Genomic DNA, 25,321 nt, shown 5'->3' with positions numbered 1-25,321 from the left:
TGTGCTGCAATCTTGCCCCCGGCAATAATGAAACGGTAATCATGCAAGCGTCTCAATTTTCGGCTCAGGTTTTGAGCTGGTACGACAAATACGGGCGGAAAACGCTGCCCTGGCAAATTGACAAGACGCCTTACAAAGTATGGCTCTCAGAAGTCATGCTGCAACAAACCCAGGTTGCGACCGTCATCCCTTATTATGAGCGTTTTATGGCGCGCTTCCCAACGGTTACGGATTTAGCCCATGCGCCGCTGGATGAAGTGTTGCATTTATGGACCGGCCTTGGCTATTACGCCCGAGCCCGGAATCTGCATAAAGCCGCGCAGCAGGTTGTGACGCTGCATGGCGGAATATTTCCACAGACCTTTGATGAGGTGGCCGCCCTGCCTGGCGTCGGACGTTCAACCGCAGGCGCGATCCTTTCGCTTTCTCTGGGTCAGCATTTTCCGATTCTCGACGGCAACGTTAAACGCGTGCTGGCTCGCTGTTATGCTGTCAGCGGCTGGCCGGGTAAGAAAGAGGTCGAGAAGAAACTGTGGGAACTGAGCGAGCAGGTCACGCCCGCCCACGGCGTTGAGCGTTTCAACCAGGCAATGATGGATTTAGGGGCAATGGTCTGCACGCGCTCAAAACCTAAGTGCTCGCTGTGCCCGTTAGAAAATGGCTGTGTGGCGACCGCCAATGCAAGCTGGGCACAATACCCCGGTAAAAAGCCCAAACAGACGTTACCCGAACGGACGGGCTATTTTTTACTGATGCAACATGATGATGAGGTGCTGCTCGCGCAGCGCCCACCCAGCGGCTTATGGGGGGGATTATACTGTTTTCCGCAGTTTGACGATGAAGATGGGCTTCGTCAGTGGCTGGCGCAACGACAAATTAACGCAGATAATCTGACCCAACTTAATGCGTTTCGCCATACCTTTAGCCATTTCCATTTAGATATTGTGCCTATGTGGCTTCGCGTGTCCTCATTCACCGCATGCATGGATGAAGGCAACGCGCTCTGGTATAACTTAGCGCAACCGCCGTCAGTCGGCCTGGCGGCTCCCGTGGAGCGTTTGTTACAGCAATTACGCGCCGGTACGCAGATTTAACGTATCGGTCGATAGAGAGGATTTTTTAATGAGCAGAACAATTTTTTGCACTTTCCTGCAACGCGAAGCCGAAGGCCAGGATTTTCAGCTGTACCCGGGCGACCTGGGAAAACGCATTTATAACGAGATTTCTAAAGAAGCGTGGGCGCAGTGGCAGCATAAACAAACCATGCTGATTAACGAGAAAAAACTCAATATGATGAACGTCGAGCACCGCAAACTGCTGGAGCAGGAAATGATTAACTTCCTGTTTGAAGGTAAGGATGTGCATATTGAAGGCTATACGCCAGAGTCATAAGAACCGTTGCCGGATGGCGCTGCGCTTATCCGGCCTACGATTTAATCTGGTCCTTGCAAATAACAAACACAACACGCACTCCCGGAATGATGAAAAAATTTCTCGCGCTTGCCGTTATTGCGCCGTTGCTCATCTCCTGTTCCAGTTCGACCAAAAAAGGCGATTCCTATAATGAAGCCTGGGTCAAGGATACCAACGGTTTTGATATTCTGATGGGGCAGTTTGCCCATAACATTGAGAATCTGTGGGGATTTAAGGAAGTGCTGATTGCGGGTCCGAAGGACTACGTGAAGTATACCGATCAGTATCAAACCCGCAGCCATATCAACTTCGATGACGGTACAATCACCGTCGAGACCATTGCCGGGACAGATCCCGCCGGACACCTGCGTCGGGCGATCATCAAGACATTGCTGATGGGCGATGATCCGGGATCTATCGATCTCTATTCCGATGTCGATGACATCAAAATTTCCAAAGAACCGTTCCTCTACGGGCAGGTCGTTGATAATACTGGTCAACCGATTCGCTGGGAGGGGCGTGCGACAAATTTCGCCAACTACCTGCTGCAAACGCGACTGAAAAGCCGCAGCAACGGCCTGCGTATCATCTATAGCGTGACCATTAATCTGGTGCCAAACCACCTTGATAAACGTGCGCATAAGTACGTTGGTATGGTGCGTCAGGCATCACGGAAGTATGGCGTTGATGAGTCGCTGATTCTGGCTATCATGCAGACCGAATCCTCTTTTAACCCCTATGCGGTCAGCCATGCCGATGCACTGGGACTCATGCAGGTAGTACAACATAGCGCCGGGAAAGATGTGTTCCGTTCTCAGGGGCGCTCAGGTACCCCAAGCCGCAGCTTCCTGTTCGACCCGGCCAGCAACATTGATACGGGGACGGCCTATCTGGCGATGCTCAACAACGTCTATCTGGGCGGTATTGATAATCCAACCTCGCGTCGCTATGCGGTCATCACCGCCTATAACGGCGGCGCGGGAAGCGTGCTGCGCGTTTTCTCTAACGATAAAATTCAGGCCGCGAATATTATCAATAGCATGTCACCAGGGGACGTTTACCAAACTCTGACCACACGACATCCCTCTGCAGAATCACGTCGCTATCTTTACAAGGTCAATTCCGCGCAGAAAACCTATCGACGTCGATAATCCCCTCCTCCTCTGCCCGCTCATTCCTGCGGCAGAGGAGGGAAAAGTGTTAACTCCGTCACTATTTTGCTTTGCAATTAGAAATTGTTTGCAAATATTTGTCACAGCTAACAAAAAAAGAGTGTCTCTCATTGATAGAATCACATCATATTGCAACGGCAAATGTGCCTTTTAAAACATCCATCCGCATTACGGTGTGAGGAAATTAACATGAATCTTAAGCTGCAGCTGAAAGTTCTCTCGTTTCTGCAGTTCTGCCTGTGGGGGAGTTGGCTGACAACCCTCGGCTCCTATATGTTTGTCACCCTTAAATTCGACGGTGCATCCATCGGCGCAGTGTATAGCTCGCTGGGGATTGCCGCCGTGTTTATGCCGACCCTGTTAGGGATCGTGGCAGATAAATGGATCAGTGCGAAATGGGTTTATGCGCTTTGTCACCTGGTCGGCGCAGGAACGCTGTTCGCCGCAGCCGAAGTGACCACGCCTGGAGCAATGTTCTTTGTGATTTTGCTTAACTCGCTGGCCTATATGCCAACGCTCGGGTTAATCAACACCATCTCTTACTATCGCCTGCAGTCTGCCGGGATGGATATTGTCACCGACTTCCCGCCAATCCGTATCTGGGGCACCATCGGCTTTATTCTGGCGATGTGGGCGGTTAGCTTCTCTGGCTTTGAACTGAGCCATATGCAACTGTATATCGGCGCAACCCTGTCCGTGGTGCTGGCGCTGTTCACCCTGACGCTGCCACATATTCCGGTTGCCAATCAGCAGAAAAACCAGAGCTGGACATCAATGCTTGGCCTGGATGCTTTCGCGCTGTTTAAAAACAAGCGTATGGCCATTTTCTTCATCTTCTCAATGATGCTGGGCGCAGAATTGCAGATTACCAATATGTTCGGTAATACCTTCCTGCACAGCTTCGATAACAACCCGCTGTTCTCTGGTAGCTTTATCGTTGAGCACGCGTCGGTGATGATGTCGATTTCCCAGATCTCTGAAACCCTGTTTATCCTGACCATTCCGTTCTTCTTAAGCCGTTACGGTATCAAGAACGTGATGCTTATCAGTATTGTGGCGTGGATGCTGCGCTTCGGTCTGTTTGCCTACGGCGATCCGACTCCGTTCGGTACCGTGCTGCTGGTTCTGTCGATGATTGTTTACGGCTGCGCCTTCGACTTCTTCAACATCTCGGGCTCCGTGTTTGTAGAGAAAGAGGTACGTCCTGAAATCCGCGCCAGTGCACAGGGTATGTTCCTGATGATGACCAACGGCTTCGGTTGTATTCTGGGCGGTCTGGTGAGCGGTAAAGTGGTTGAGTACTACACGCTGAATGGTATCACTGACTGGCAGACGGTGTGGCTGATCTTCGCTGGCTACTCACTGGTTCTGGCCTTCGCTTTCGTGGCACTGTTTAAATACAAACACGTACGCGTTCCGACTGGCACGCAGACTATCGCACATTAATCTTTATTGATGAAAGAAGGTCACCTAATGGTGACCTTCTTTTTGGCCAGACGGCGCTTACTTCACAACATAACCATACAGACGCTTAATACCGTCCGCATCAGTCTCGCTGTAAACGCCCTGCAGCTCCGGCGAAAAGCCCGGCAGCAGGTTTACGCCCTCTTCCAGCGCCAGAAAATAACGCTGTACCGCCCCGCCCCATACTTCACCTGGCACCACGCACAGCACACCTGGAGGATAAGGCAGCGCTCCCTCAGCGGCTATACGGCCTTCCGCATCGCAAATGCGAACCAGTTCAACATCACCACGAATAAAAGCGCTGTTGGCATCCTGCGGGTTCATCGCCACGGCAGGCAGGCTCGCCTGACGGAACATGGCCTTTTGCAGATCCTTCACATCAAAGCTGACGTACAGTGAATGCATCTCCTGACACAGTTCACGCAACGTGTAGTCCCGGTAGCGTACCGGATACTTATTGAAGATTGTCGGCAACACGTCAGCCAGCGGCGTGTCATCTTCAATATGCTGTTCAAACTGCGCCAGCATCGCCACCAGTTGTGCCATTTTTTCTGCGCTTTCTGCCGGAGTGAGCAGGAACAGAATCGAGTTCAGATCGCATTTCTCCGGCACGATGCCATTTTCACGCAGGTAGTGCGCCAGAATCGTTGCCGGGATACCGAACGCCGTGTATTTCCCGGTTTGCGCATCAATGCCGGGGGTGGTTAGCAGCAACTTGCAGGGATCGACAAAATACTGGTCACGCGCATAACCGGAAAAGCCATGCCATTTTTCGCCAGGTTCAAAGCTAAAGAAGCGACGCTCACTGGCAATCACCGCCGTTGGATAGGTTTCCCACGGTTTACCATCAACCAACGGGGGAATAAACGGCTGAATCATCTTACAGCGGGTAAGTATCGCTTTACGGGCCTCAATGCCCAGCGCCACGCACTCCGCCCATAGCCGACGACCGCTCTCGCCTTCATGGATTTTGGCATTAACATCCAGCGCCGCAAACAGTGGATAAAACGGGCTGGTGGAAGCATGCAGCATAAACGCGTTGTTCAGGCGCTTATGCGGGCAGAAACGCGCCTGACCACGAATATGGTTATCCTTTTTGTGGATCTGCGAGGTTTGCGAGAATCCGGCCTGCTGTTTATGCACCGACTGGGTGACAAAGATCCCCGGATCGTTAGCATTCAGCTCCAGCAGCAGCGGCGAGCCATCGGCCATCATCGGGATAAACTGTTCGTAACCAACCCATGCGGAATCAAACAGGATGTAATCACACAGGCTACCGATCTTGTCGATCACCTGCCGGGCGTTGTAGATCGTGCCGTCATAAGTGCCGAGTTGAATGATCGCCAGACGGAACGGACGCGGCTGGTCAGCCTTTTGCGGTGCGACTTCACGGATCTGCTGGCGCAGATACGCCTCATCAAAGCAGTGTTCATCAATGCCGCCAATAAAGCCAAACGGATTACGCGCCGCTTCCAGATAGACCGGCGTAGCGCCTGCCTGGATCAGCGCGCCGTGGTGGTTCGACTTATGGTTGTTACGGTCAAAAAGCACCAGATCACCACGCGTCAGCAGCGCATTGGTCACCACTTTATTTGCAGCAGAGGTCCCGTTCAGCACAAAGTAGGTTTTATCGGCGTGGAAGACTTTAGCCGCAAACTTTTGTGCATGTTTCGCGGACCCTTCATGAATCAGCAGATCGCCAAGCTTAACGTCAGCGTTGCACATGTCCGCGCGAAACAGGTTCTCGCCAAAGAATTCATAGAAATGACGACCCGCAGGGTGCTTCTTAAAAAACTCGCCATGCTGGTGTCCCGGACAGGCAAAGGTGCTGTTCCCCATTTCAACATATTGTGTCAGCGTGTCATAGAATGGCGGCAGCAGATCTTCCTCATAGCGACAGGCGGCGGACTCCAGCTCCAGCCAGTCCTGCGCATTGCCGCAGATAACCGCCTCAACGTCGGCGGGTACATCCACGTTGGTCTCTGAAAAGATAAACACCGGAATGTAAAACCCGGTGCGTTTCAACAAAGCCAGGATCCCGCTGCGGCTGTCCGCAACGGTAATGACGACTGCCGCGACGTCAGTAAAATCGGTACTGTCCAGCGTCACCACCTTGCGATGAGTAGACAGACGAGAAACCAGTTCACCACTGGCGGCAATATTCATTGATTTCATAAGCGCAAAAACCCGTATCGGGAGAATCAAAAGTCCCGGGCAAAGCCGCATTGCTAAGCCCCACGAAATGACAGGTCAAACTGGTCACCAGCCCCGACCGCCAGACATCAGTAAAAGCAGATAGCCTCTGATTTTACTGTTATCCTGCAGTGAGCGTGCGCTGCCGTCACCGCATGGTGAGAGAATAAAGAGATGTCGCAGGAAGGGGCAAACGTCGCGCAGAAAGGTGATGTAAGGGTAATAATAACATCCCAGGCAGCCCCATTCAGACAGGAGAAAATTCGCGCAATCATGGCAGCTTTCACTATCAGGCGCAAGATAAAATCCAGTGCATAGACCTCACAGATAAACAAGCATTTCGTCTGCCATTCGCGGCATAATAATGCAATCTGAAAACATAATTTACCCAGCGAATTGCCTTTAGCATCAAGACGATAATGGGTATGCAGGAGCAAACGTGGTAATTGGACCCTTTATTAATGCTGGCGCCATTTTATTTGGTGGTGTTCTCGGCGCACTACTCAGCCAACATTTACCAGAACGCATTCGTGCCTCCATGACCTCCATATTCGGACTGTGCTCTTTGGGGATTGGTATTTTGCTGGTTATCAAATGCGCTAACCTACCGGTGATGGTTCTGGCTACGTTGGTCGGTGCATTAATTGGCGAGTTCTGTTATCTGGAAAAAGGGATCAATACCGCGGTCGCCAAAGCGCAGCAGCTTTTCACCCGGTCGGATGCCAACACCACGCACGAATCTTTCATCCAGAGCTATGTGGCCATCATCGTGCTATTTTGCGCCAGTGGGACCGGGATCTTCGGGGCAATTCATGAAGGGATGACCGGCGATCCGAATATTTTAATCGCGAAGTCATTTCTCGATTTCTTCACCGCTATTATCTTCGCCTGCTCGCTAGGGATCGCCGTGTCTGCCATTTTCATACCGATGCTGGCAATCCAGTTGACGCTCGCCACCTGCGCAGCTCTGATTTTACCGCTGACGACCCCAGCCATGATGGCCGATTTCAGCGCGGTAGGCGGACTGCTGTTGCTGGCGACGGGTCTACGTATTTGCGGAATCAAAATGTTTGCGGTGGTGAATATGCTTCCCGCCCTGCTACTGGCAATGCCGCTTTCCGCAGCATGGACGGCATTTTTTGCCTGAGAATGCGTGCAATACCAGCAATGTGGTGATAGATTGTGCAGTCTGCATTGATTTGAAGAAATTTCGTTGACGAAACGAAGTGAATCGGGTTTAATGCGCCTCGTTGCCCGGATAGCTCAGTCGGTAGAGCAGGGGATTGAAAATCCCCGTGTCCTTGGTTCGATTCCGAGTCCGGGCACCACTCATTTAGAAACGGACGTCTACTGACGTCCGTTTTGCTTTATAAAGTCAACAAGTTATCCCCTTCTAGCTGTCTACTACTGTCCGTTAAAATCTACTGGCAGCGCCCCTTATTTGTTGGTAAAAATGTTGGTAATCTCAGTTCGATGAGATTTTTACCAACATTTGCACATGGGGGCTTATCATGCGCTTAACTGATATTGCTGTAAAAAACGCCAAGCCTTCCGACAAGCAGATCAAGCTATCAGATGGTAAGGGGCTTTATCTGCTGGTGCATCCCAACGGTTCCAAATATTGGCAAGCGGCTTATCGCTTCGATGGTAAGCAAAAGGTCTTCTCAATTGGCACCTACCCTTCTGTATCGATCTCAGAAGCTCGTACAAGCCTCTTAGAGATGAAATCTCTGTTAGCTAATGGAGTTGACCCGTTGCAGCAAAAAAAGGCTGTAAAAGCTGAGGAGCGCGGAGATTTTACGTTTGAGGCAGTGGCGCGGGACTGGCACAAAAAAATGTCTGTCAGTGAGCGCTGGATACCTCAGCATAGTGAACGGATTTTAAACAGCCTCATCAATCATCTTTTCCCTGCTATCGGCTCAAAAGATATTACCAAGTTGACTACGCGCGATCTGTTGCTTCCGCTTCGTAAAATTGAGGGTAAAGGCCAGCACGAAACGGCTTCACGCCTGAAACAACGTATTACAGCTATCATGCGTTATGCTGTTCAAGAAGATATGATTAACCATAATCCCGCTAATGAACTCGGCGGCACGTTAATCACACCTAAAAGAACGCATTACCCAGCGCTTGAACTTGAGCAAATACCCGATCTACTTGCTCGTATTGATGCTTATAATGGGCGTAGATTAACGATATTAGCTTTAAAGCTCACTATGCTTGTATTCATCCGCTCAAGTGAATTGCGGTTTGCTCGTTGGCCTGAAATAGATTTTAAAAATGCTTTATGGGTTATTCCGCCAGAAAGAGACGAGATCGAGAACGTTAGATTTTCTGAGAGAGGATCTAAAATGCGGATACCGCATTATGTGCCGTTAAGTCATCAGGCCATTGAAATACTAAAAGAGCTAAAAGATATTAGTTATGATATTAGCAATGGTGAGGGCTTGATATTTATCGGTTGTCATGATTATCGTAAACCTATGAGCGAGAATACAGTTAATAAAGCATTGCGGCTTATGGGCTATGACACACAAAAAGATATATGCGGCCACGGTTTCCGCACGATGGCTTGTAGTAGTCTGGTTGAATCAGGTATCTGGACTGAAGACGCCATAGAACGGCAAATGAGCCACAAGGAACAAAATAATGTTCGTGCGGCTTATATTCACAAAGCTAAACATATTACCCAAAGACGGTTAATGCTGCAGTGGTGGTCCGATTATTTGGATATGAACAAAGAAAAGCATATTATGCCTTTTGACTTTGCAAAAAACTTTATGAATAGGATTTGATTTATGATTAATGAATCAGAGTTAAAAAGTTTTATCGGAAAGGTCGACCACGGTTTTGACGCAGATAAAACACCTATACCTCACCGCATAGGGCGATGCCTATCAGAGGTTAGCAAAAAATACGATATTAGTTTACCTATCTTTTGCCCAATAGAAAAAAAGTCATTGAATGAGTCTTACAGAGTAACTTATATTGTGCAAGAGTGGTATAAAGAAAGATATGGAAACAGGCTGCACACCAACTATGATATTGGCTTTTTATTGTTGCTCTTACGAGGTCAAATATTAACTTGTAGAGTTCCTAACTTTTATGGTGAATGCAATTTTTTTATTGACCAAGATTTAAATGTCAAAAAAAATGGGAACGAAACAAACATTCTTGAAATGATAGATGGTATTACACAAGATTTTTCAAAATCTTTATCTGACAAAGAACAGTCTTATATATTTTCATCCTTTCAAAAAGGATTAAATGCGGCAATTATTATCTCAGACTGGAGACTGAGTAATTTAGAAATGATAAGAGCCGCAACAAACGATCTGGAAGGAATAAAGAATAACTTCATTCTAAATCAACCCCATCTGGCAAATTCTAAATGGGCCTATAATCAATTTTTGGAAAAAATACTAAAATCATGGCTATTGAAGACTGGAGCAACACGACCAGAGCTTAAAGGAAAGGGCCACCAATTGAATCATTTAGTTAGTATGTTTAACAAAAATTATCAAAATAAGATAGATGAATACAAGATTCCTACAATAATTGGTGATGCTTCATTGAGATATGATGAAATAGAGATCACGAATGAGGAATTAATTAAAGTTCAGGATAGTGTCTTTGACATAATTTTACAGATTGGATCATCTCCAAAATCGTTAAAGCAATAAATCCAACTCAATATAAAATACGGGCTTTCATTAGCCCACCTATTGATATCATATCTTTTTAATAAAGTATATTTTTGAACACAATAGGTATCATTTTTTATTTGATTAAGGTGAAATTTAAAATGTATACAATCAAAACATTTTATATACTGAGTTCTTAATACACTCATCCATATTTAATGTATCTTTTTTTAATTTTGACTTTAATCTTTTTCTGAAGTCATCTTTTCCTACTGCTATATTATATGAGTTTTTCTTTATTTTATCATGAATGATTTTTTCTCTACTCTTAGGCACTATTATTGGTTTCTGTATCCCTAATCGCTCTCTCATTTCTTCGATCTTAGCTGCTCTACTATTGAAACTGCTACCGCTTTTGAGTCTAAATTTATTCGTGGCTGTTGTGGCTGTTTCTGCATGATCAAGTATCCTACTGATAGAACCGCCACTAAATGTATCACGCCTACTATTGAAGCGACTTTTATTATAAGTTTTGATTGATTCTTTATGGTATTGTTTTTTAACTCTGTTGAGTATTTGTGCAGCTTTTTGTGTTGTTCTTCTAACTTTATGGCTTGCTGGTCTATTATATTTTTCGCTGAGTTTAAAGCAGTTGTTGTTGCTTCTAATGAGTTGTTCACTCTGGTTAGTGTCTGTTGCGTCTGATTTAATGCCGTACTGACCGACTCCGATAATATCATCATTGATTCTGTCAGAGGTTCTACTGTCATTGATATTTGGTTCAACAAATGATCGTCCAACACTATTTGGTTCATCATCTTTTCTTGCTGAGAAGCTCCTAATGAGTTCATCATCTCTATTTTTGTCATATTTCACCTTACTTTTTATAGTGTTCCAACTAAATTTTTTGCCAAGAGATGAACCCTTGAAGAAAATATTTTTTTCATTATTTTTGATACCAAATGACACCCCGGCGACGTTGCCAGTGCTTGCAACGTTGAAGGCCGGATCGATGCCTACAGCCTGTAGTCTGTCTATGAACGTCTGTAGATCTGGTTTACCCAACATAGCCGCCTGTAATGCGTTCTGTAGCACGATACGAGCTGGTTTCTCACCTGTACGTAGGGCTTGCTCGATCTCATTCTTGGTTGGTGTTAATACGTCTGATTTTTGCCCCTGCAAGCTCTTAGTTATGGTTAAGTCGTGCTTTATCTCAAGACGTTCACAAGCTGCTATTGTGTTAAATGCTGAGTGCTTACCATGCCATACGGAACCGTCCAAACCGATGCGATTGGCTACTATATGAATGTGATCTTGCTCCGTATCTTTATGGCGCACACAAATATATTGATGTTTTTCTATATCGATATTCATTTCTTTCAAATAGTCTTTTGCTATCTCTTCCCATTTCTCATCTGTTAAATGTTCATTCTTGGGAAGAGATAAAAACGCATGAAAGACTGGTTTTTTTATATCTTGTCTAAAGCTGCTTACAGTTTTAAACTCATCAGTTAAATCACTAACGTTATTTTTATCTGCTGACATATTGCTACAAATAAAACTGTGATCATCTTTTAATATATAATCAACTCTATTTTTAAATGATTTACCTGATTTAGCTACGTATCCCTTCATAATTTAGATCCTTGTTTATTTCTAATATCCTTCTGCTAACTTGCTTTATATTAAACATAAGCTTATCAACTTCATTTTTATCAAAATATTCATTGTTATTTAGTTTTTTTATTGATTGATTTATATTATTACCAATAGCTGAAAGCTGTATATATGTTTTCTGGTTAACTTCTGGCATCTTTCTTCTTACAACAGGTTCAGATTTTAATATTTCTCTTCGGATGTAATGGCCTCTCTCAAGGCCGGATGCTTCAACTAATGATCTTAAATATTCAAACTCTGCTTTGTTTACTCTAAACTGTATAGATATATCTCTGCGTTCTTCGTGATTTAACTCTATACGTCCTCTTTTTCTATCTGTCTTCATATTTCTTTCTCACTTCATTTAAAGCTGTATACTGAACATAATCTCTTATAGCTTTTATATAATCATCGTCATTAGTATCTATTAATGCCTGTATAAGATCACCAGCTTTATTTTCGTTAATATATCTATTAGCGACAAAATAACATAAACATTGTTCGTCATAGCTAGAGTAATCAAAAGGTGTGTCTTTATCCTGCTCAATATAGTAAAAAAAACGCGCTAATATATTAAGTTTCATTTCATATTCCATAATCATTGTTGATGTCTCCTTTTGTATTTTATAAGTTCTTTTTTATCTATTATTTTTCTAACATCTGATATTGCTTGTTTTGCTTCGCTTGAAGAGTTTGTTTTTCCCATACAGCTTCTAATCATAAAACCGCCAAGCATAATACAAAGAAGCATCATTCCCACAGATACAATAATCATATTTATTTATCCTTGCTTAATGTTTTTTTATATTTTTTCAAAACATCATCAGTAAAACAATCAAGAAAGCTGATCATATCTCGCTTATGACATTTACAGCAGGAAACAAAAGCAACTTCAGCTTGAACTATTTCTGTCTCTTCACATGCCCACTCGAACATTTGTTGAGCATCTGAGACATTTTCTGAATATGGAACTGATCTTTCAATATCTACTAAATCTGTATATAACATATGCTTTCTTCTACAAGCACAACGTGAACATTCTTTAATAAAATAATACTCATCATAACTATAAAACTCTTTAATGCTTTTAGGTAATGCCATATATAACTCCTTGGTTAATGATTAAAATGTAAAACTAACTATTGTTTACCGCTCACCTTGATAGGTGATAAGCGGAAGGTAGAGCTTTTTGTTTTTCAACCCTCCGAACGAAGTGAGAGGGGGCCAATCGAAGATTGGGGTATAATACCGGCTACGGGATTACACCTTGCCTCAGTTTCCGAAAAACAAAAATAAAGCTGAACTCAATCTACATTTAAATAAATAACCGATATAAAAAGTTTGTCAATATAGCGGCTACATAAATAAATACACTGCACGAAAAATAAAATGCAAATAAAAGATAGAGTAAATAATATATTGTCGTTCTGGTAGCTTTGCGTAAATTTTGCAGCGGGGTAAAATCGTCAAGTGCTAAATCGTGGGGTCCCGCAAGCGGGTTCCGATTTAGTGCTTGATGACGCAATGAATAAATAAACTTGTTATGGGTGATGGTTCACGTAGGGAGCCATCACCTTGGAAGACGTATTTTACATTCTTCGCCTGAAAGAAATCCTGTCAGAGAAAGCCAACTTGCTAATAATAAACCCAACAATCGCAATGACAAACAAACTTATATTAAATGCAACTATCCCTGCACTCAGCCCGATCAAAATAGATATTATAAAAGAGCCAAGTATAACTAAAAATACACACCAACCCGGAGGAGCACCGTATAATACAGCTGCTTGACATCCAGTGCATACGTGAACCCCTTTCTGGCTTTCTTTTAGACAGTAGGGGCATTGAATAGTATTGTTTTCCATTTTCTAATCCTCTAATCTTTCTTAAAAACTGCACCTTGGTAAACAACACCATCTTTGACTTTTTCTATTTTAAAAGTCCAAGAACCGAGATCTTTGTTTTGAGTTCTAGCGATATAGACGGGTTTCTTACTTTCATCCCAGCTTTTAACGGTAAAAACACCATCACGAAACTTGATCACGTCTTTCTGAATATCAAGTCTGACGCCATACTGTTGATTTATATAGTTGCCATAAATCCCATCATCACCACAACCCGAAAGCAGGACGGCAAGACCTGCTGCTAACATCAACTTGCGCATATTTTTTCCTCACCAATGGCACAGATCTACGATCGACCTGCAAACGTCTTAGAATTCAATTATTTTCATAGTTCGTCATATCGTTTGTACCGATCGAAAATCACATCACGATAGATATAAACTATTATAAGTAATTAATCGATCGTTTATACCAATTAAACGCCGATCGATCCAACAGCCTTTGATTGACAAAACCTATCAATACTTAATTATCGATCTTTTATACCGATATTGCCTATTTAGGATTCGGATCTTGAAGGGAGACCAGCGGGCAAAGCTCTATAGTGGGATATCTGGCGTGGGAAATATTTTAATATTTTTTGATCTAGTTTTACTCTTATTTTTTATTTTTTGTACTAGTAGTACTAGAATTTTATCAGCTTAGGTTCTGGGGTTTTAGATGGCGACTTTCAGTCGTAGTAGTTTTCCGTCAGGAAAACTTAGTTTTTCTTTAAGCATTCCCCCCCTACCCCCCACGCCAAAAATGGAAAGATAGAAGATGCTCATTGCGTCTTGAAAATATTCAGAACGTTTCCATTCTGATACTTCCCCCACGACCCACGCAAACAATACCATTGCTATTTTAAAACACTTCTCGTTTTACTAAAGAAGCTATACTAATGTTCAAAAAAACTTTAGGTATTGCGATTCAGGTTGGCAGCTACGTATCACCCGGCACTGCCACAATAACATAAGAACCGCCAATCACTTGAGGAACCTTCATTCTTATACCTGATACAGCAGGTTTTAACGTTATTGCTTTTGAGGATTAAAAAGGGTTCTGGAAATGGTATTTAAAAGACTTGTAAAAAGTTGGGATTTAGATTTGACAAATATAAGTTGATTAGATAATACTTTATTTATATTTGTAATCACGTTCTCGTATAACTGATTACAAGACTTAAAAAAGTCAGCGAAAACTTTTTTAGTCCTTAAAAAGTCAGATTTAATATCTGGCTTTTTTTGTATCTTTATTCTTTATAGATCTCTATATATTACCTGTCAATATAGAATGAAAAATATTTTAAACACCATGATCAATTAGATAAAAGAAAATAAAAAAAGGCTGGATTTTATCCGGCCTTTACTCGAAGTATCTAATATTTTCCATATATAGCCTTAAAACGCTCTGTATGCGATTTTAGACGTTTTACACTATAAATAGTGTAATCAATATTCAAGATAACAAATAGTAAGTGAGAGTGTTTTTACGCAGCCTGATTACGTGAATAAAAAATCTTTTCATCAATCCACTGATCAACTTCACTTTCAATGAATGCGATAGACCGTTCACCTGTTTTTACAGGTGATGGAAAACTATTATTTTTAATCAGTCGATAAATCCAAGCTCTACAGAATCCAGTACGATCGATTACTTCAGAAATACGGATAAGTTTTGTTTTTTCTTTCATATATTTTTCCTTGTGTTATTTGATGTAATGTATTATTCGAATATCGCTTATGACGATCAACACCTATTTTTAGAGTTTTCACAGCTTTTAGAGAGAAAACGAGAACAAAAGAAGATAACTTAATTAAAAACAATTAGTTATAGACTTTAGCAAAAAGTGCTTTTTTATTTGACAACACGATATTTACATTATGCATGAACCCATGTTTACTGATGTCTACTAACGAACAATAACTTAACTTATTGATTTAAATTGACAACACCTATGATTTGTTGGTAAATATTCGTTGGTAAAAAACTATATACATTATTTTTTATTCAATAAAACATAGGATTGCACAAATGTTCGATTCCGAGTCCGGGCACCACTATTTAGAAGAACCCGCCTATGGCGGTTTTTTTGCTTTCTGGGGACAGAAATTCTGAGCCCCATCCCAGCCCCGGCTATCTATATCGCGAAGGCCAGATATACTCTGGCGCCACACCCAACGCTTCAGCGATCAGCCTTTCCCCCTTGGGCCAGTGCTTTATCAACGCATTTGCCAGCGTGGAGGACGCCAGCCCTGATTTGCGGGAAACGGCGGACAGCGACGTCCCCTGTTTTTTCAGCGCCGCGATGATGTCAGCAGAATGCCAGTCCGGTTGTATCATGCCGCCACCCCGTCAATAAACTTCACGCCGTCGGCGGTTCGCAGCAAGCGCGGGGCTTTCATTTCTGCCGCAAAATAGTTGATCAGGTCATACCGCAACCAGCTAAGGAATTTCTCCGTTTCTGAAGAAAACCCCTGCCCCGCCAGCGTTTGCGTCAGGGCAAGGCAATAATTACAAAGCTCTGTGCATTCGGGCCCAAACTGAGGGGAATTCGCCGGGAGGGTATCAACGGCCAGGCTTTCAACAAGATGGGGCGGGACGGGTTCTAACAGCGTGAATACCTTTCAAACAACAATCTCCGGTTGTAATGCCAGGAATTAAAAGCTAATCGCCTGCCCATATTTGCCCCAAATATTCTCCTGTGGATAACGATTGCACTCAAAAACAGGGCAGATAAAAGGTGTCGATAATCGACGGGGAGGCAATAAACGGCACATTTAAGGCTTGTGGGTCAACATCTTCGTGACCATCATCTAACCATGACTGTATTAATAAAGGCTGCTGGCCCTGGTTAACCATTTTAATTAATACTTCCCGGGCATCAGAAGGATAACTAACCGGGGTGACGTTAATAACCAGGCTGGCGACAGACGCGTGGCTGAATGAAACAGCGCCGTAAAACAGAATGACTCTGTATATGTTTCTCATCTTCATATTATTTCTGTGATGTTCCGGCTGCCCTGAATGACCATGTCCACCACTATTAAGTAACTATTTATAAATACACACGATTAGTTAAGGATAATTGTGGTGAACGTGGTAAATGCTTTAACCGGGCCAATTGTCGGGATACACGGGCCTGAATATAGAGATAACCCACGGTGTAGTTAAATGTCGCACCGGCCGTGGTGTCATAAGGTTCTTCAGACTGCGGTGTGGCGGATTTGAAATCGATGACGGTCCGGGTTTCTTCTACCTGGAACCCCGCAGCTTTATCTCCCCCTGATGCCGTGTTCAGCAATGCATTCGTCGTGCTGTTGAAATAGCCCGCTGTTGAAAACTGGCCTTTGACATTGCCACTTGCCGGCGGTGTTGCACAGTTTTTAACGGTGATTTGAAAGGGGGTTATCATTGCCGGAGTGCTGATGGCAGCCTGCATTGACGGAACAGTAATATCAGCAAGTTTAACCTCAGCAGAGGTCCCTTTATTATCAACGCTGACTTCGCAGGTTGCGGTTGTTATGTTGCCTGCAAAATTGATGTTTGCAGAATCCGCAGCCTGAACCTGAAAATTCGGTCCGGCAGTCAGAATGGCGACGCTTAAATAACACAGTTTTATGTTACAGCTTCTTATAATATAAATACTGAATATTATTTATAAAAACAGGAGCGCCATTAGCATGGATTTTATTTTTGAATTAATATAAACTGACTCATCACTGATATAATAATTAACGTCATAGTTATTTTAATTTTGTTAACCCCACCCACGGAAACATCGTTACCCATTGAATTAAAAGACAAAAAATCACCACGCCCACTCTCCTCACAGGAACGCGTCACCAGTTCCTCCATGCATTAGAAATGCTTAACTAATATTTAATCTTAACTACACAAAGTTCTTCTGGTTTGCCTGACAGAGGGTGCTATTATTTCCAGCACCGTGATTTAATATTTATTTTTAATTCATGGTGTTTATATTCAAGACAAATCATATTTACACATTAAATATTAACTAATCAGGTAAATACCCACCACCTGGAGGGCCATACATTTTCAGCATGACCAATAAAATAACCTGACGGGGTAATCTGATACCCGGTTGTTTATTCCCCGCCATTCAGGATTTTTTACGCAACGCTTTAATACAAGGAAGTGATAATTTATGAACAGAACATATAACATTGTTTGGAATGCCGCCTGTAATATCTGGACGGTAGCGTCTGAGTTTGCACGGGGTGACAGCCGGATTAAGGCGCAGGCAAGAGCCGCCGGCGCCGTTTCACAGGCGGGAAGCTGTTTCGCATTAATCATGAAGCCGGTGCCCGACCCGTCCTCCTCTGGCACCTTTGCCGCTCTCCACCTCCTGAACACACACTCCTTCCACCGCACGGCCTGCGCCACGGCCGTCATGCTGCTGACGCTGTGCGCCGTGCCTGCGCAGGCAACAACCATCATATACATAAATGCCGGTAGCGAGTACTCTGGCTGGGTGGCGAACTCTGGAGACGTGCTCAGGGATTTTGGCTCGCTCATAAACACCAAGGTGAACCAGGGTGGGGAAATCAACATTTATAATGGCGGCTCCGCCACGGACACCACGGTGAACCAGGGTGGGAAAATCATCATTCAGTCTGGCGGCACCGCCACGGATGTGATGCTGGCTTCGGGGGCCAAGATAGTGACAGGAACCGGCGCTGAAGTGACGGGCACCCACGAAAAAGGGGGCAGTTTCAGCATTACAGGCGGCACCGCCAGCAATGTCTGGCTGGATAAAGGGTCAGAGCTGGATGTATATAACGGTAACCTTGCCACGGACACCACGGTGAACGGAGGGATACTCTCGCTGGAGTCTGAACAGGCCACGCTGGAAGGCACCACGCGCATTTATACCGGCGGTGCGCTTATATCCAATACGGGAGTGGTTACCAGTAACGGCGAGCTTCTTTTTGATGTGGACGCTAATGTGAGCCGCACAGAGGACATGGTCTTCGACGGCACCGGATCCCTTACCAAAACGGGGGCCGGTGAACTGGTTCTCTCCGGGGTCAGTACCTACAGTGGTGACACCCTGGTTAATGACGGGACGCTGTTGCTGACGGATACCGGTGTGATTGGCAACTCAGGCAGCACCCAGGATGTTAATGTCGCCGCCGGCGCCTCGTTTGGCGGTACAGGTGTAGTGAACGGTGACGTTAATAACACCGGCAATGTGACCGTCAGCCGGGGTAACGAAACCGGCAACACTCTGACCATTAACGGCAACTACACCGGTAACAACGGTAATCTGTACCTCAATACTCAACTGGACGATGACAGTTCCGCGACAGACAGGCTGGTTATTACCGGCGACACTTCCGGCAGCACCACCCTGTACGTCACCAACGTCGGCGGCGTGGGGACGCAAACTGCCAACGGCATTGAGCTGATTGATGTCGGCGGCCAGTCGGACGGTGATTTTGCCCTCTATAAGGGTCACGTTGATATTAATGCCTGGACTTATACCCTGTCGGAGAAGAACGGCGACTGGTATCTGAATTCCGAAGCACAGACAACCCCACCGGATGATGGCGGCAACGTCACCCCACCGGACGATGGCGGCAACGTCACCCCTGACACCCCAACGGATGATGGCGGCAACGTCACCCCTGCCACCCCACAGTACCGTGCCGATATCGGCGCTTACCTTGGTAACCAGTGGATGGCGCGTAACCTGCAGATGCAGACGCTTTACGACCGCGAGGGCAGCCAGTACCGCTCTGATGATGGCAGCGTCTGGATGCGCTTTAAGGCCGGGTCGGCTGAATCACAGGCAGCCGGTGGCAATGTGGATATCGACAACAACTACTCACAGTTCCAGCTCGGCGGCGATGTTCTGGCCTGGAATAACGGCGAACAGAGCTTCACCGCTGGCCTGATGGGCAGCTATATCAATGCGGACACCGACAGCACCGGTAACCGAGGTGCCGACGGCAGCCGGTTCTCTGCCTCCGGCAACGTGGACGGCTATAACATTGGCCTCTACGCCACCTGGTTTGCCGATGAGCAAAACCACCGGGGTCTGTATGTGGACAGCTGGTACCAGTACGGCACCTACAATAACAACGTGGATAACGACGGGCTCAGTTCCGTCCATTACGACTCCACGGCCAGCGCCGCCTCGCTGGAGACGGGCTATCGTTATGATATTGCACTCAGCAACGGTAACACCGTCAGCCTGACGCCGCAGGCGCAGCTCACCTGGCAGCGTTACGATGCAGACAGCGTTACCGACGACGGCGGTACCCGCATCAGTGGCCAGGATGGCGACAGCTGGACATCGCGGCTCGGCCTGCGCGTGGACGGTAAGCTGCACAAGAGCGGGAACGCGGTTATCCAGCCATTTATGGAAGCTAACTGGCTGTACACCAGCGATACTGCATCGGCCACGTTTGGCGACACGGAAGTGACGCAGGATTTACCGTCCAGCCGCGCAGAGCTGAAAGTGGGGATACAGGCTAACCTGAACAGCCGGTGGAGTGTCACCGGGCAGGTGGCAGGCCAGAAAGGCAGCAATGATTACGGCGACCTTAACGGCAGTCTGAATCTGCGTTACAGCTGGTAATCGTGGGATAAACCGGGGAGCCTGGCTCTCCGGTTTTACAGCAAGGCAATGTTTGTTCTGCACTACGATGAAATTCAATTTAATAGATAGCTGAATGCTCCCGAGTCCGGGCACCACTATTTAAAGAACCCGCCCACAAGGCGGGTTTTTGCTTTTGTTTGATATAATTTACTCCCTCCCCGTAGCGCTTTGTTTCAATAGCGCATAACGATTAAGAAGCTGATTAATCCGCATATCAAGCTGCTGATACAAAGCGGGTGATACACTCCCCTGCTTTTTTAATTCGTCATCTATTTGACGCAATAACTCTTCTGTCGGCGGCGTTTGGTCAAGCTGGTGGCGAATAGTGAAAATGGCTGATTTCAGCTCCGACCCCGTCAGATATTTACCTTTGCGTTCATCAAGCGTATTTAGCCTGGCGGTTAACGCTTCCAGACCCTGCTGGGCATCATGCCAGTTTTGCAGAGCGCTTTCCGGCAATGCTTCCGTGGTTAACGCTTTCTGTAACCCACTAACGAATGTCGTCGTCTGCGATTCCTCCGGCCACAGGGTGACTAACTGCTGCGCTAATGATGCGGCATACTCCCTCGACCATAGAGGTGACAGGTCATGTAAAACGTCCAATTGCCCTTGCGTTGCGGTAATTATTTCCTGCTTCTGCTCCTGCAAATCTGAAGATTGCCTCAACGTGGACAATTGCTCTGGCGTCAGCCTCTGCGGCAATGGCTTCACCAGTTCATATCCGTCGGTGCGCATATGAGTGATACCAAGAAAAGCACCTGTACTTACGACCGCAGTCACCATGACACCGACAGCAAACCCTAACCACATCCGTCGGGTTCCCTGTTCGTTTTGAGTAGCAAAAACCGTTGCGCCCGATTGCTCTGGTGACACGGGTTTATTAACCACAAAGACCAACTGTGGCAAAGACGTATCAACGTTAATGGTCGCACCTGAAGCCGGTATCATCACAGCGGCCGCTCCCGAATCCGCTTCAGCCTTCTCCAGGCGCAAAGCAGCATTGCGCATCCAGGTAACAACAGCCTCCAGTTTACTCAGCGCTTTCAACTCAAGCCGTTGCAGCACTTCGCAGACATGTTTTAAACTCTGTTCAACCCGATACACCATTGATAAATCAGCATATGACAGCGTCAACGTACGCAATTCTTGCTGTAAACGGGCAGACAGCCATGCCAGAATCTCAACGCGGGCATGCGTCTGCTGCGGCCATATAGCACTCCAGTGGTGCGTCAATAAGGCTTCCATGAGTTCCGCGCCTTCGGCAAGCCCCATCAGGCCCGCATTACGTATTCTGCCGACGGTATACCAGGCCAGGGTTTGCAGTTCGACGCCGTTATGACGAAACAATGTCAGGCTTAACTGTTCAACGTTGTGCCAGTCAACATCCGGGCGTGCGGGGTGAGTCAGTTTGCTGATTTCATCGCGTAACAGCCCGAACTCCGTAAAAGCACGCGGGTAGCCACCGGTGGTGATGCGATTCTTTTCCATATCAGTACACCCTCGTCTCAAGCCAGCCCTGCTTCTTAAGATGACGAATAAGGACCCGCCCCTCAGGGGTAAAGTCAGTGCCATAGCGAACAATACCAAGGTCCTGCAGTTCAGCATCGATTGCATAACGCAAATGCCCCGGCGTTTCCTGCTTCTGCATCGTTACCTGAATACCTTTTAGTCGCGGTTCATACTTCAACAAAACCTGAGAAAGCGTGCTGATAAGCTGATGCGCCGTTCCTGGCATACCCTGGAGGATTTTGGTCATATCCGGCAGACCGTAGTCGGGTAAATGTTTGAGGCTACCGGCGCGGGTATTCAAAATGCGCTGCATATTATCCAGAACGGACAAGATGACCTGCGTGTTTTCACTGACTCCGTGCAAAGGAAAACCACCGGAAAAATTACCCAACAAGATGTCATAAAGAGAAGGCCGTTTAATCATGACTCGTCCTCCTGCATCTGAAGAACCAGAGCCTGAGAATTTAATTCAATCACTCGCGCTTTATCAGAATCGAGATCTTCACGACCTAATACGACACGCCATGAATCCTCAGACTGATCGGGAGAAATGAACATTCCCGCCACGCCAACATATTGCGCTTCCTTTTCGAGTGGAATATCGACAGTTACGCTTTCACCAGGACGTACCCGAATATCTTTCTGAGCCAATAAATCTGCTTTCACCACCGTGCTGTCTTGCGCAAATAAAGACTGATAGTTTGCCGAATCAAATGCTTTACGATCTTTGAGCTGGTAAATACGTACAACTGTTGAAAGCGCAATGCCCTGCGCATTTTTATTAGCGGCTTCTCTGGCGGAAAGATCCAAATGCAATGTTTTAATTTCCTTATAAAAAATTGACTTCGTTAATGATACCGCGCCTTCAGATACTTTTTGTGTCAGACCACATCCGGTGATTTGGCTGGTCATTGCGGTTATTACGGCAAAATTAATAGCGATAATCGCCAGTCTCATCGGCTTCCCTCCGCTGATCATGTTGACTAAGGCTCTGCCAGAGCCCAAGCTTAATCGTTATGAGTTGATTCTTAATTTCCGGATTATCCAGACGCATTACAGCCGTGCGGCCGAGCTGTACCGCGCGTTCGCTGTTATGACTGGTAAGTTGAGCATCCGGAAGCGCCGAACGAGGAATACGTAATTGCAGCCTCGCATTCACTCTGGCACCTAAATAAACGTGCATCAGCGCGAGAAAATCATGGTAAAGCTGACCACCGGGTAACCAGTCGCGAACTTCATCGGGAACATCCGTTGTCAGAGTAATTAGCACCTGACTGTTAATATCTACGGCGCTATGCCCCATCACCGGACGAGAATGGAGGCTAACGGGTTGCCGCGCACTCATTTTTAACGCCTTATCCAGCAGGATTGAACGTTTATCATGAGGGGTCACGGTGATATTTGTTGTTGGTGATAATAAAGAAACCAGCGCGGATATTCCTTCCGCCGTACGCGTTGGCATTCTCATTATTCCTAACAGCGCTAAAAAACGTGATAGCGGGGCTTCCGTTTGTGTGGCGCATCCGGGAATCCCCAACCCGGTTAGCCCCAGTAAATATTGCGATGTTTCATCTGTACCGCCGGGGCGAAAGGTCGCTGGATAACTGTATTTACGCCAGATTCGATAAAACTGCGTAATTAAGCGGTGATTAAAAATATCCAGAAACTCAGCGGCAACGTCCGAACCTTCCTGACGCTGGGCGATATCATCCTGATAGGTTGTCGGCAACGGCGATTCCACGCCATACAACCCCATAAAAGTGACCCGAACCGTTGGTGGCAGTGTGGGTTGCTGCGGATCATATTCTGCACTTTTTAGCTCACCCGCCGGAAACCCCATCCCCGGATGAGGGCGAAAACGAATGGCATCGAAGCGCGGACTTTGTTGGCTCCCAGGAGCTGGCGCTTGCGGGTTCCCCTGTTCCAGCAACTGGCAGAAACGATAAAAATTGGTACGTGGCAGATTTTCGCCAAGGCTATTTAGCAGCCGGGTAGCCGCTGATTGTGATTCTCTGTCCATCGCAAGCTTTTCCCTGCCGGCTGTATGATTAAAGTAAGCTGATTAAACAAATGAATATCCGCATATAATGCAAAAAAGCGGTTAAGCATTTCTCCAAACAGATGAATATCGCCCTCACCGGTAAATCCGCTCTCATCAAGCGTTATTTCGATGTCCACACCACGGAGTAGAAATCCTTTTTCAAAGCGCTGTATTTCATGTTGTTGAACATCCATGATCGCATCCAGGCGACGATAATTAAGCTCATCATCCTGCCAGTTATAGAGAGACAACGTTCCTTTGAGCACTTCAGCGCTGGCCATCATATTTAGAAAGCTGGATCCCAGGTGGCTCAACACGCGCCAGTGAAAACGATCCTCTGCGGGAGGGTAAGCGGGGAGAGTCGGCTTACACAGATTACGCACGGCAAGCGGCGTCTGGAGGATCTGCTCACAACGATTAAGCAATGAACTCTGCAAAGCTCGTCTGGGTAGCTGACCGTTTGTGCCGGTCACTTTCAATGACACAGTTTCATACTCAGCAAGACGATCCCGCTCCCAGGCATCGCCTCCGAGTATCAGCCAGGTATCATATAATCCGGATACGCCGCGTCTGACGCGAGTATGGTAGTAACGTTCGGGCGCATTACGGCGCATCATTCCGCCCTTGTGGCGAAAGCTGGTGAATGGGGCATAGACGGCATTACGCGTTCGCTGCGAACCAGAAACCGCATCCACCGAATAAATTTCCGTGTGACCATCCTGTAATCTGCGCGGACGCAGCAAATATTCGCTTTCAAGCCCATTAACCACCAGCGGATCGGCTTCCAGAGTGAAGAGATTAATAACCGGAACGCAATGAAGACGGATATTTTCACTCCCCAGAGGAAGCTCAGAACGCCACTGTTGAGTCAGTACAGCTTCTATTTCAAAACAATCTATACCGGCAGGAAACGTTACCTTTTCCAGACCGTTAAGATGGACAAACATAAATTTTTCGCGGAACGTAAAATATTCAAGCAATAATTGCCAGCCGCCAAACGCCGCATCGCCTTTTGGCCATAAACTGTCTTCACCGGCAAATCCGCCCGGGGAAAAGTACCCCTCCAGTCGAATACGTTCTACGCTGTTGGGGAGTCTCAAATAAAGAGAGGCCAGACGCTTTGTCAAAGCAAGGTGCAGCGCGTGGGTCACCGGCGCGTCGCCGCTCAGGTAAAGGCTGAGGCGTGTCAGATCGGTTTGCGACCAGTCCATCTGTGGATTGCACTTTATTCGCATACGGATAACCGAGCGTCCGTCAGGTTCGGCATCCATATTCACCGCCGTGACAGACAACGGATTGAGCGTGACGGGCTGAGTAGTACGATACTGACATACCGTTTTTTTCGGGCCAACGGGCTGGGACAATACGCCAAACCCCGCATTAATCCGTTCGCTCATTTTCAGTACATCAATATCAGGTAAAAGCTCGACAATACTTAAGGAGGGAATGGTACGTAAATAATGTGGCCACAGCAGGCTCATCAAGCCTTCGGTAAATTCAGGAAGATGATCATCTATTTTGGCGCGCAAGCGCCCCATCGAAAATGCAAAACCTTCAAATAATCGCTCCACATACGGATCGGGAATGCCGGCTTTATCCAGATCCAGCATCGCTGCACGATCCGGATGCGCCTGTGCAAACTCTTTTGCCGCTTCCCTTAAATAACGCATTTCCGCGTCATAATAACGCAGAGTTAAATCTTCCATTTTACAGTTCGC

At 46.2% G+C, this 25,321-nt stretch carries 25 protein-coding genes, 1 tRNA gene and 1 pseudogene; 9 read left to right on the top strand and 18 right to left on the bottom strand.

Annotation, left to right across the window (positions count from 1 at the left end):
• The first annotated feature begins 41 nt into the window (after nt 1-41).
• The 4 genes from mutY (at nt 42) to HV261_RS06685 (ending at nt 4,031) form a co-directional block, all read left to right on the top strand.
• Nucleotides 42-1,094 carry an A/G-specific adenine glycosylase gene (gene mutY / locus HV261_RS06700; protein ID WP_202037786.1) on the top strand — a complete coding sequence of 351 codons (1,053 nt, stop codon included), beginning with the start codon at nt 42-44 and terminating at the stop codon, nt 1,092-1,094.
• 28 nt (nt 1,095-1,122) lie between these two features.
• Nucleotides 1,123-1,392 carry an oxidative damage protection protein gene (locus tag HV261_RS06695; protein WP_003027126.1) on the top strand — a complete coding sequence of 90 codons (270 nt, stop codon included), beginning with the start codon at nt 1,123-1,125 and terminating at the stop codon, nt 1,390-1,392.
• Nucleotides 1,393-1,478: 86 nt separating this feature from the next.
• Nucleotides 1,479-2,564, top strand: a complete 1,086-nt coding sequence (gene mltC / locus HV261_RS06690) for a membrane-bound lytic murein transglycosylase MltC (RefSeq protein ID WP_137382608.1) — start codon at nt 1,479-1,481, stop codon at nt 2,562-2,564.
• A gap of 210 nt (nt 2,565-2,774) precedes the next feature.
• Nucleotides 2,775-4,031 (top strand): nucleoside permease, encoded by a 1,257-nt coding sequence (locus HV261_RS06685; RefSeq protein WP_202037785.1) that lies wholly within the window; start codon nt 2,775-2,777, stop codon nt 4,029-4,031.
• Nucleotides 4,032-4,088: 57 nt separating this feature from the next.
• Here HV261_RS06685 and speC read toward each other — a convergent pair whose 3' ends face one another.
• Nucleotides 4,089-6,224, bottom strand: coding sequence for an ornithine decarboxylase (gene speC, locus HV261_RS06680; RefSeq protein WP_202037784.1), 2,136 nt, complete (start codon nt 6,222-6,224; stop codon nt 4,089-4,091).
• Nucleotides 6,225-6,681: 457 nt separating this feature from the next.
• Here speC and HV261_RS06675 point away from each other — a divergent pair, with 457 nt between their 5' ends.
• The 4 genes from HV261_RS06675 to HV261_RS06660 all read left to right on the top strand — a co-directional run bounded on the left by HV261_RS06675 (nt 6,682) and on the right by HV261_RS06660 (nt 9,925).
• Nucleotides 6,682-7,389 carry a DUF554 domain-containing protein gene (locus HV261_RS06675; protein WP_202037783.1) on the top strand — a complete coding sequence of 236 codons (708 nt, stop codon included), beginning with the start codon at nt 6,682-6,684 and terminating at the stop codon, nt 7,387-7,389.
• Between the two features lie 105 nt (nt 7,390-7,494).
• Nucleotides 7,495-7,570 (top strand) — tRNA-Phe (locus HV261_RS06670).
• A 183-nt stretch (nt 7,571-7,753) separates the two neighbouring features.
• The gene (locus HV261_RS06665) at nt 7,754-9,037 is read left to right on the top strand and encodes a tyrosine-type recombinase/integrase (RefSeq protein ID WP_134440067.1); all 1,284 of its coding nucleotides are present in this window, start codon (nt 7,754-7,756) and stop codon (nt 9,035-9,037) included.
• A 3-nt stretch (nt 9,038-9,040) separates the two neighbouring features.
• A complete protein-coding gene (locus tag HV261_RS06660; RefSeq protein ID WP_101982860.1) occupies nt 9,041-9,925 on the top strand; it encodes a HEPN domain-containing protein in 885 nt (294 codons plus the stop codon).
• Nucleotides 9,926-10,057: 132 nt separating this feature from the next.
• Here HV261_RS06660 and HV261_RS06655 read toward each other — a convergent pair whose 3' ends face one another.
• The 12 genes and pseudogenes from HV261_RS06655 to HV261_RS06605 all read right to left on the bottom strand — a co-directional run bounded on the left by HV261_RS06655 (nt 10,058) and on the right by HV261_RS06605 (nt 16,867).
• Nucleotides 10,058-11,521 (bottom strand): relaxase/mobilization nuclease domain-containing protein, encoded by a 1,464-nt coding sequence (locus HV261_RS06655; protein WP_110229048.1) that lies wholly within the window; start codon nt 11,519-11,521, stop codon nt 10,058-10,060.
• Nucleotides 11,502-11,888: a plasmid mobilization protein gene (locus tag HV261_RS06650; protein ID WP_110229049.1), complete on the bottom strand. Its 387-nt coding sequence runs from the start codon at nt 11,886-11,888 to the stop codon at nt 11,502-11,504. Before HV261_RS06650 ends, HV261_RS06655 begins: the two co-directional genes overlap by 20 nt.
• Entirely contained in the window at nt 11,875-12,144 is a 270-nt protein-coding gene (locus HV261_RS06645; protein ID WP_101983367.1) for a hypothetical protein, read from the bottom strand. The genes HV261_RS06650 and HV261_RS06645 overlap by 14 nt, the downstream gene beginning before the upstream one ends.
• Complete coding sequence (locus HV261_RS06640; RefSeq protein ID WP_162835190.1) at nt 12,141-12,317, bottom strand: hypothetical protein; 177 nt, start codon at nt 12,315-12,317, stop codon at nt 12,141-12,143. Before HV261_RS06640 ends, HV261_RS06645 begins: the two co-directional genes overlap by 4 nt.
• Nucleotides 12,318-12,319: 2 nt before the next feature.
• A complete protein-coding gene (locus HV261_RS06635; RefSeq protein ID WP_134440069.1) occupies nt 12,320-12,643 on the bottom strand; it encodes a hypothetical protein in 324 nt (107 codons plus the stop codon).
• A 488-nt stretch (nt 12,644-13,131) separates the two neighbouring features.
• On the bottom strand, nt 13,132-13,407 hold the full coding sequence (locus tag HV261_RS27615; RefSeq protein ID WP_134440071.1) for a hypothetical protein: 276 nt from the start codon (nt 13,405-13,407) through the stop codon (nt 13,132-13,134).
• A gap of 11 nt (nt 13,408-13,418) precedes the next feature.
• Nucleotides 13,419-13,706: a hypothetical protein gene (locus HV261_RS06625; protein WP_134440073.1), complete on the bottom strand. Its 288-nt coding sequence runs from the start codon at nt 13,704-13,706 to the stop codon at nt 13,419-13,421.
• 1,208 nt (nt 13,707-14,914) lie between these two features.
• Nucleotides 14,915-15,118 (bottom strand): helix-turn-helix transcriptional regulator, encoded by a 204-nt coding sequence (locus HV261_RS06620; protein WP_035339627.1) that lies wholly within the window; start codon nt 15,116-15,118, stop codon nt 14,915-14,917.
• 443 nt (nt 15,119-15,561) lie between these two features.
• Nucleotides 15,562-15,768 carry a helix-turn-helix domain-containing protein gene (locus HV261_RS06615; RefSeq protein ID WP_202037782.1) on the bottom strand — a complete coding sequence of 69 codons (207 nt, stop codon included), beginning with the start codon at nt 15,766-15,768 and terminating at the stop codon, nt 15,562-15,564.
• Nucleotides 15,765-16,043 (bottom strand): annotated as a pseudogene (locus HV261_RS27610) (hypothetical protein); the annotation flags it as partial. The pseudogene HV261_RS27610 and the gene HV261_RS06615, both read right to left, overlap by 4 nt.
• A gap of 103 nt (nt 16,044-16,146) precedes the next feature.
• Nucleotides 16,147-16,416, bottom strand: a complete 270-nt coding sequence (locus tag HV261_RS06610) for a fimbria/pilus periplasmic chaperone (RefSeq protein ID WP_326929132.1) — start codon at nt 16,414-16,416, stop codon at nt 16,147-16,149.
• A gap of 67 nt (nt 16,417-16,483) precedes the next feature.
• The gene (locus HV261_RS06605; RefSeq protein WP_326929131.1) at nt 16,484-16,867 is read right to left on the bottom strand and encodes a fimbrial protein; all 384 of its coding nucleotides are present in this window, start codon (nt 16,865-16,867) and stop codon (nt 16,484-16,486) included.
• Between the two features lie 726 nt (nt 16,868-17,593).
• Between HV261_RS06605 and HV261_RS06600 the strand changes: the two genes are divergently transcribed.
• On the top strand, nt 17,594-20,032 hold the full coding sequence (locus HV261_RS06600) for an autotransporter outer membrane beta-barrel domain-containing protein (protein WP_202037781.1): 2,439 nt from the start codon (nt 17,594-17,596) through the stop codon (nt 20,030-20,032).
• A 168-nt stretch (nt 20,033-20,200) separates the two neighbouring features.
• Here HV261_RS06600 and HV261_RS06595 read toward each other — a convergent pair whose 3' ends face one another.
• The 5 genes from HV261_RS06595 to tssF are packed head-to-tail and all read right to left on the bottom strand — an operon-like array spanning nt 20,201 to nt 25,309.
• Nucleotides 20,201-21,541 carry a VasL domain-containing protein gene (locus HV261_RS06595; protein ID WP_202037780.1) on the bottom strand — a complete coding sequence of 447 codons (1,341 nt, stop codon included), beginning with the start codon at nt 21,539-21,541 and terminating at the stop codon, nt 20,201-20,203.
• 1 nt (nt 21,542) lies between these two features.
• Complete coding sequence (tssE, locus tag HV261_RS06590) at nt 21,543-21,986, bottom strand: type VI secretion system baseplate subunit TssE (RefSeq protein ID WP_137382603.1); 444 nt, start codon at nt 21,984-21,986, stop codon at nt 21,543-21,545.
• Complete coding sequence (gene tssJ / locus HV261_RS06585) at nt 21,983-22,519, bottom strand: type VI secretion system lipoprotein TssJ (RefSeq protein ID WP_202037779.1); 537 nt, start codon at nt 22,517-22,519, stop codon at nt 21,983-21,985. Before tssJ ends, tssE begins: the two co-directional genes overlap by 4 nt.
• Nucleotides 22,494-23,582, bottom strand: coding sequence for a type VI secretion system baseplate subunit TssG (gene tssG / locus HV261_RS06580; protein WP_202037778.1), 1,089 nt, complete (start codon nt 23,580-23,582; stop codon nt 22,494-22,496). The genes tssJ and tssG overlap by 26 nt, the downstream gene beginning before the upstream one ends.
• The gene (tssF, locus tag HV261_RS06575) at nt 23,543-25,309 is read right to left on the bottom strand and encodes a type VI secretion system baseplate subunit TssF (protein WP_202037777.1); all 1,767 of its coding nucleotides are present in this window, start codon (nt 25,307-25,309) and stop codon (nt 23,543-23,545) included. The genes tssG and tssF overlap by 40 nt, the downstream gene beginning before the upstream one ends.
• Nucleotides 25,310-25,321 lie beyond the last annotated feature (12 nt).

It is taken from the genome of Citrobacter sp. RHBSTW-00671, from assembly GCF_014103415.1.
Classification (GTDB): domain Bacteria; phylum Pseudomonadota; class Gammaproteobacteria; order Enterobacterales; family Enterobacteriaceae; genus Citrobacter.
Note: the sequence above shows the minus strand (reverse complement) of the source record. Positions and strands in the feature narration are given on the sequence as shown.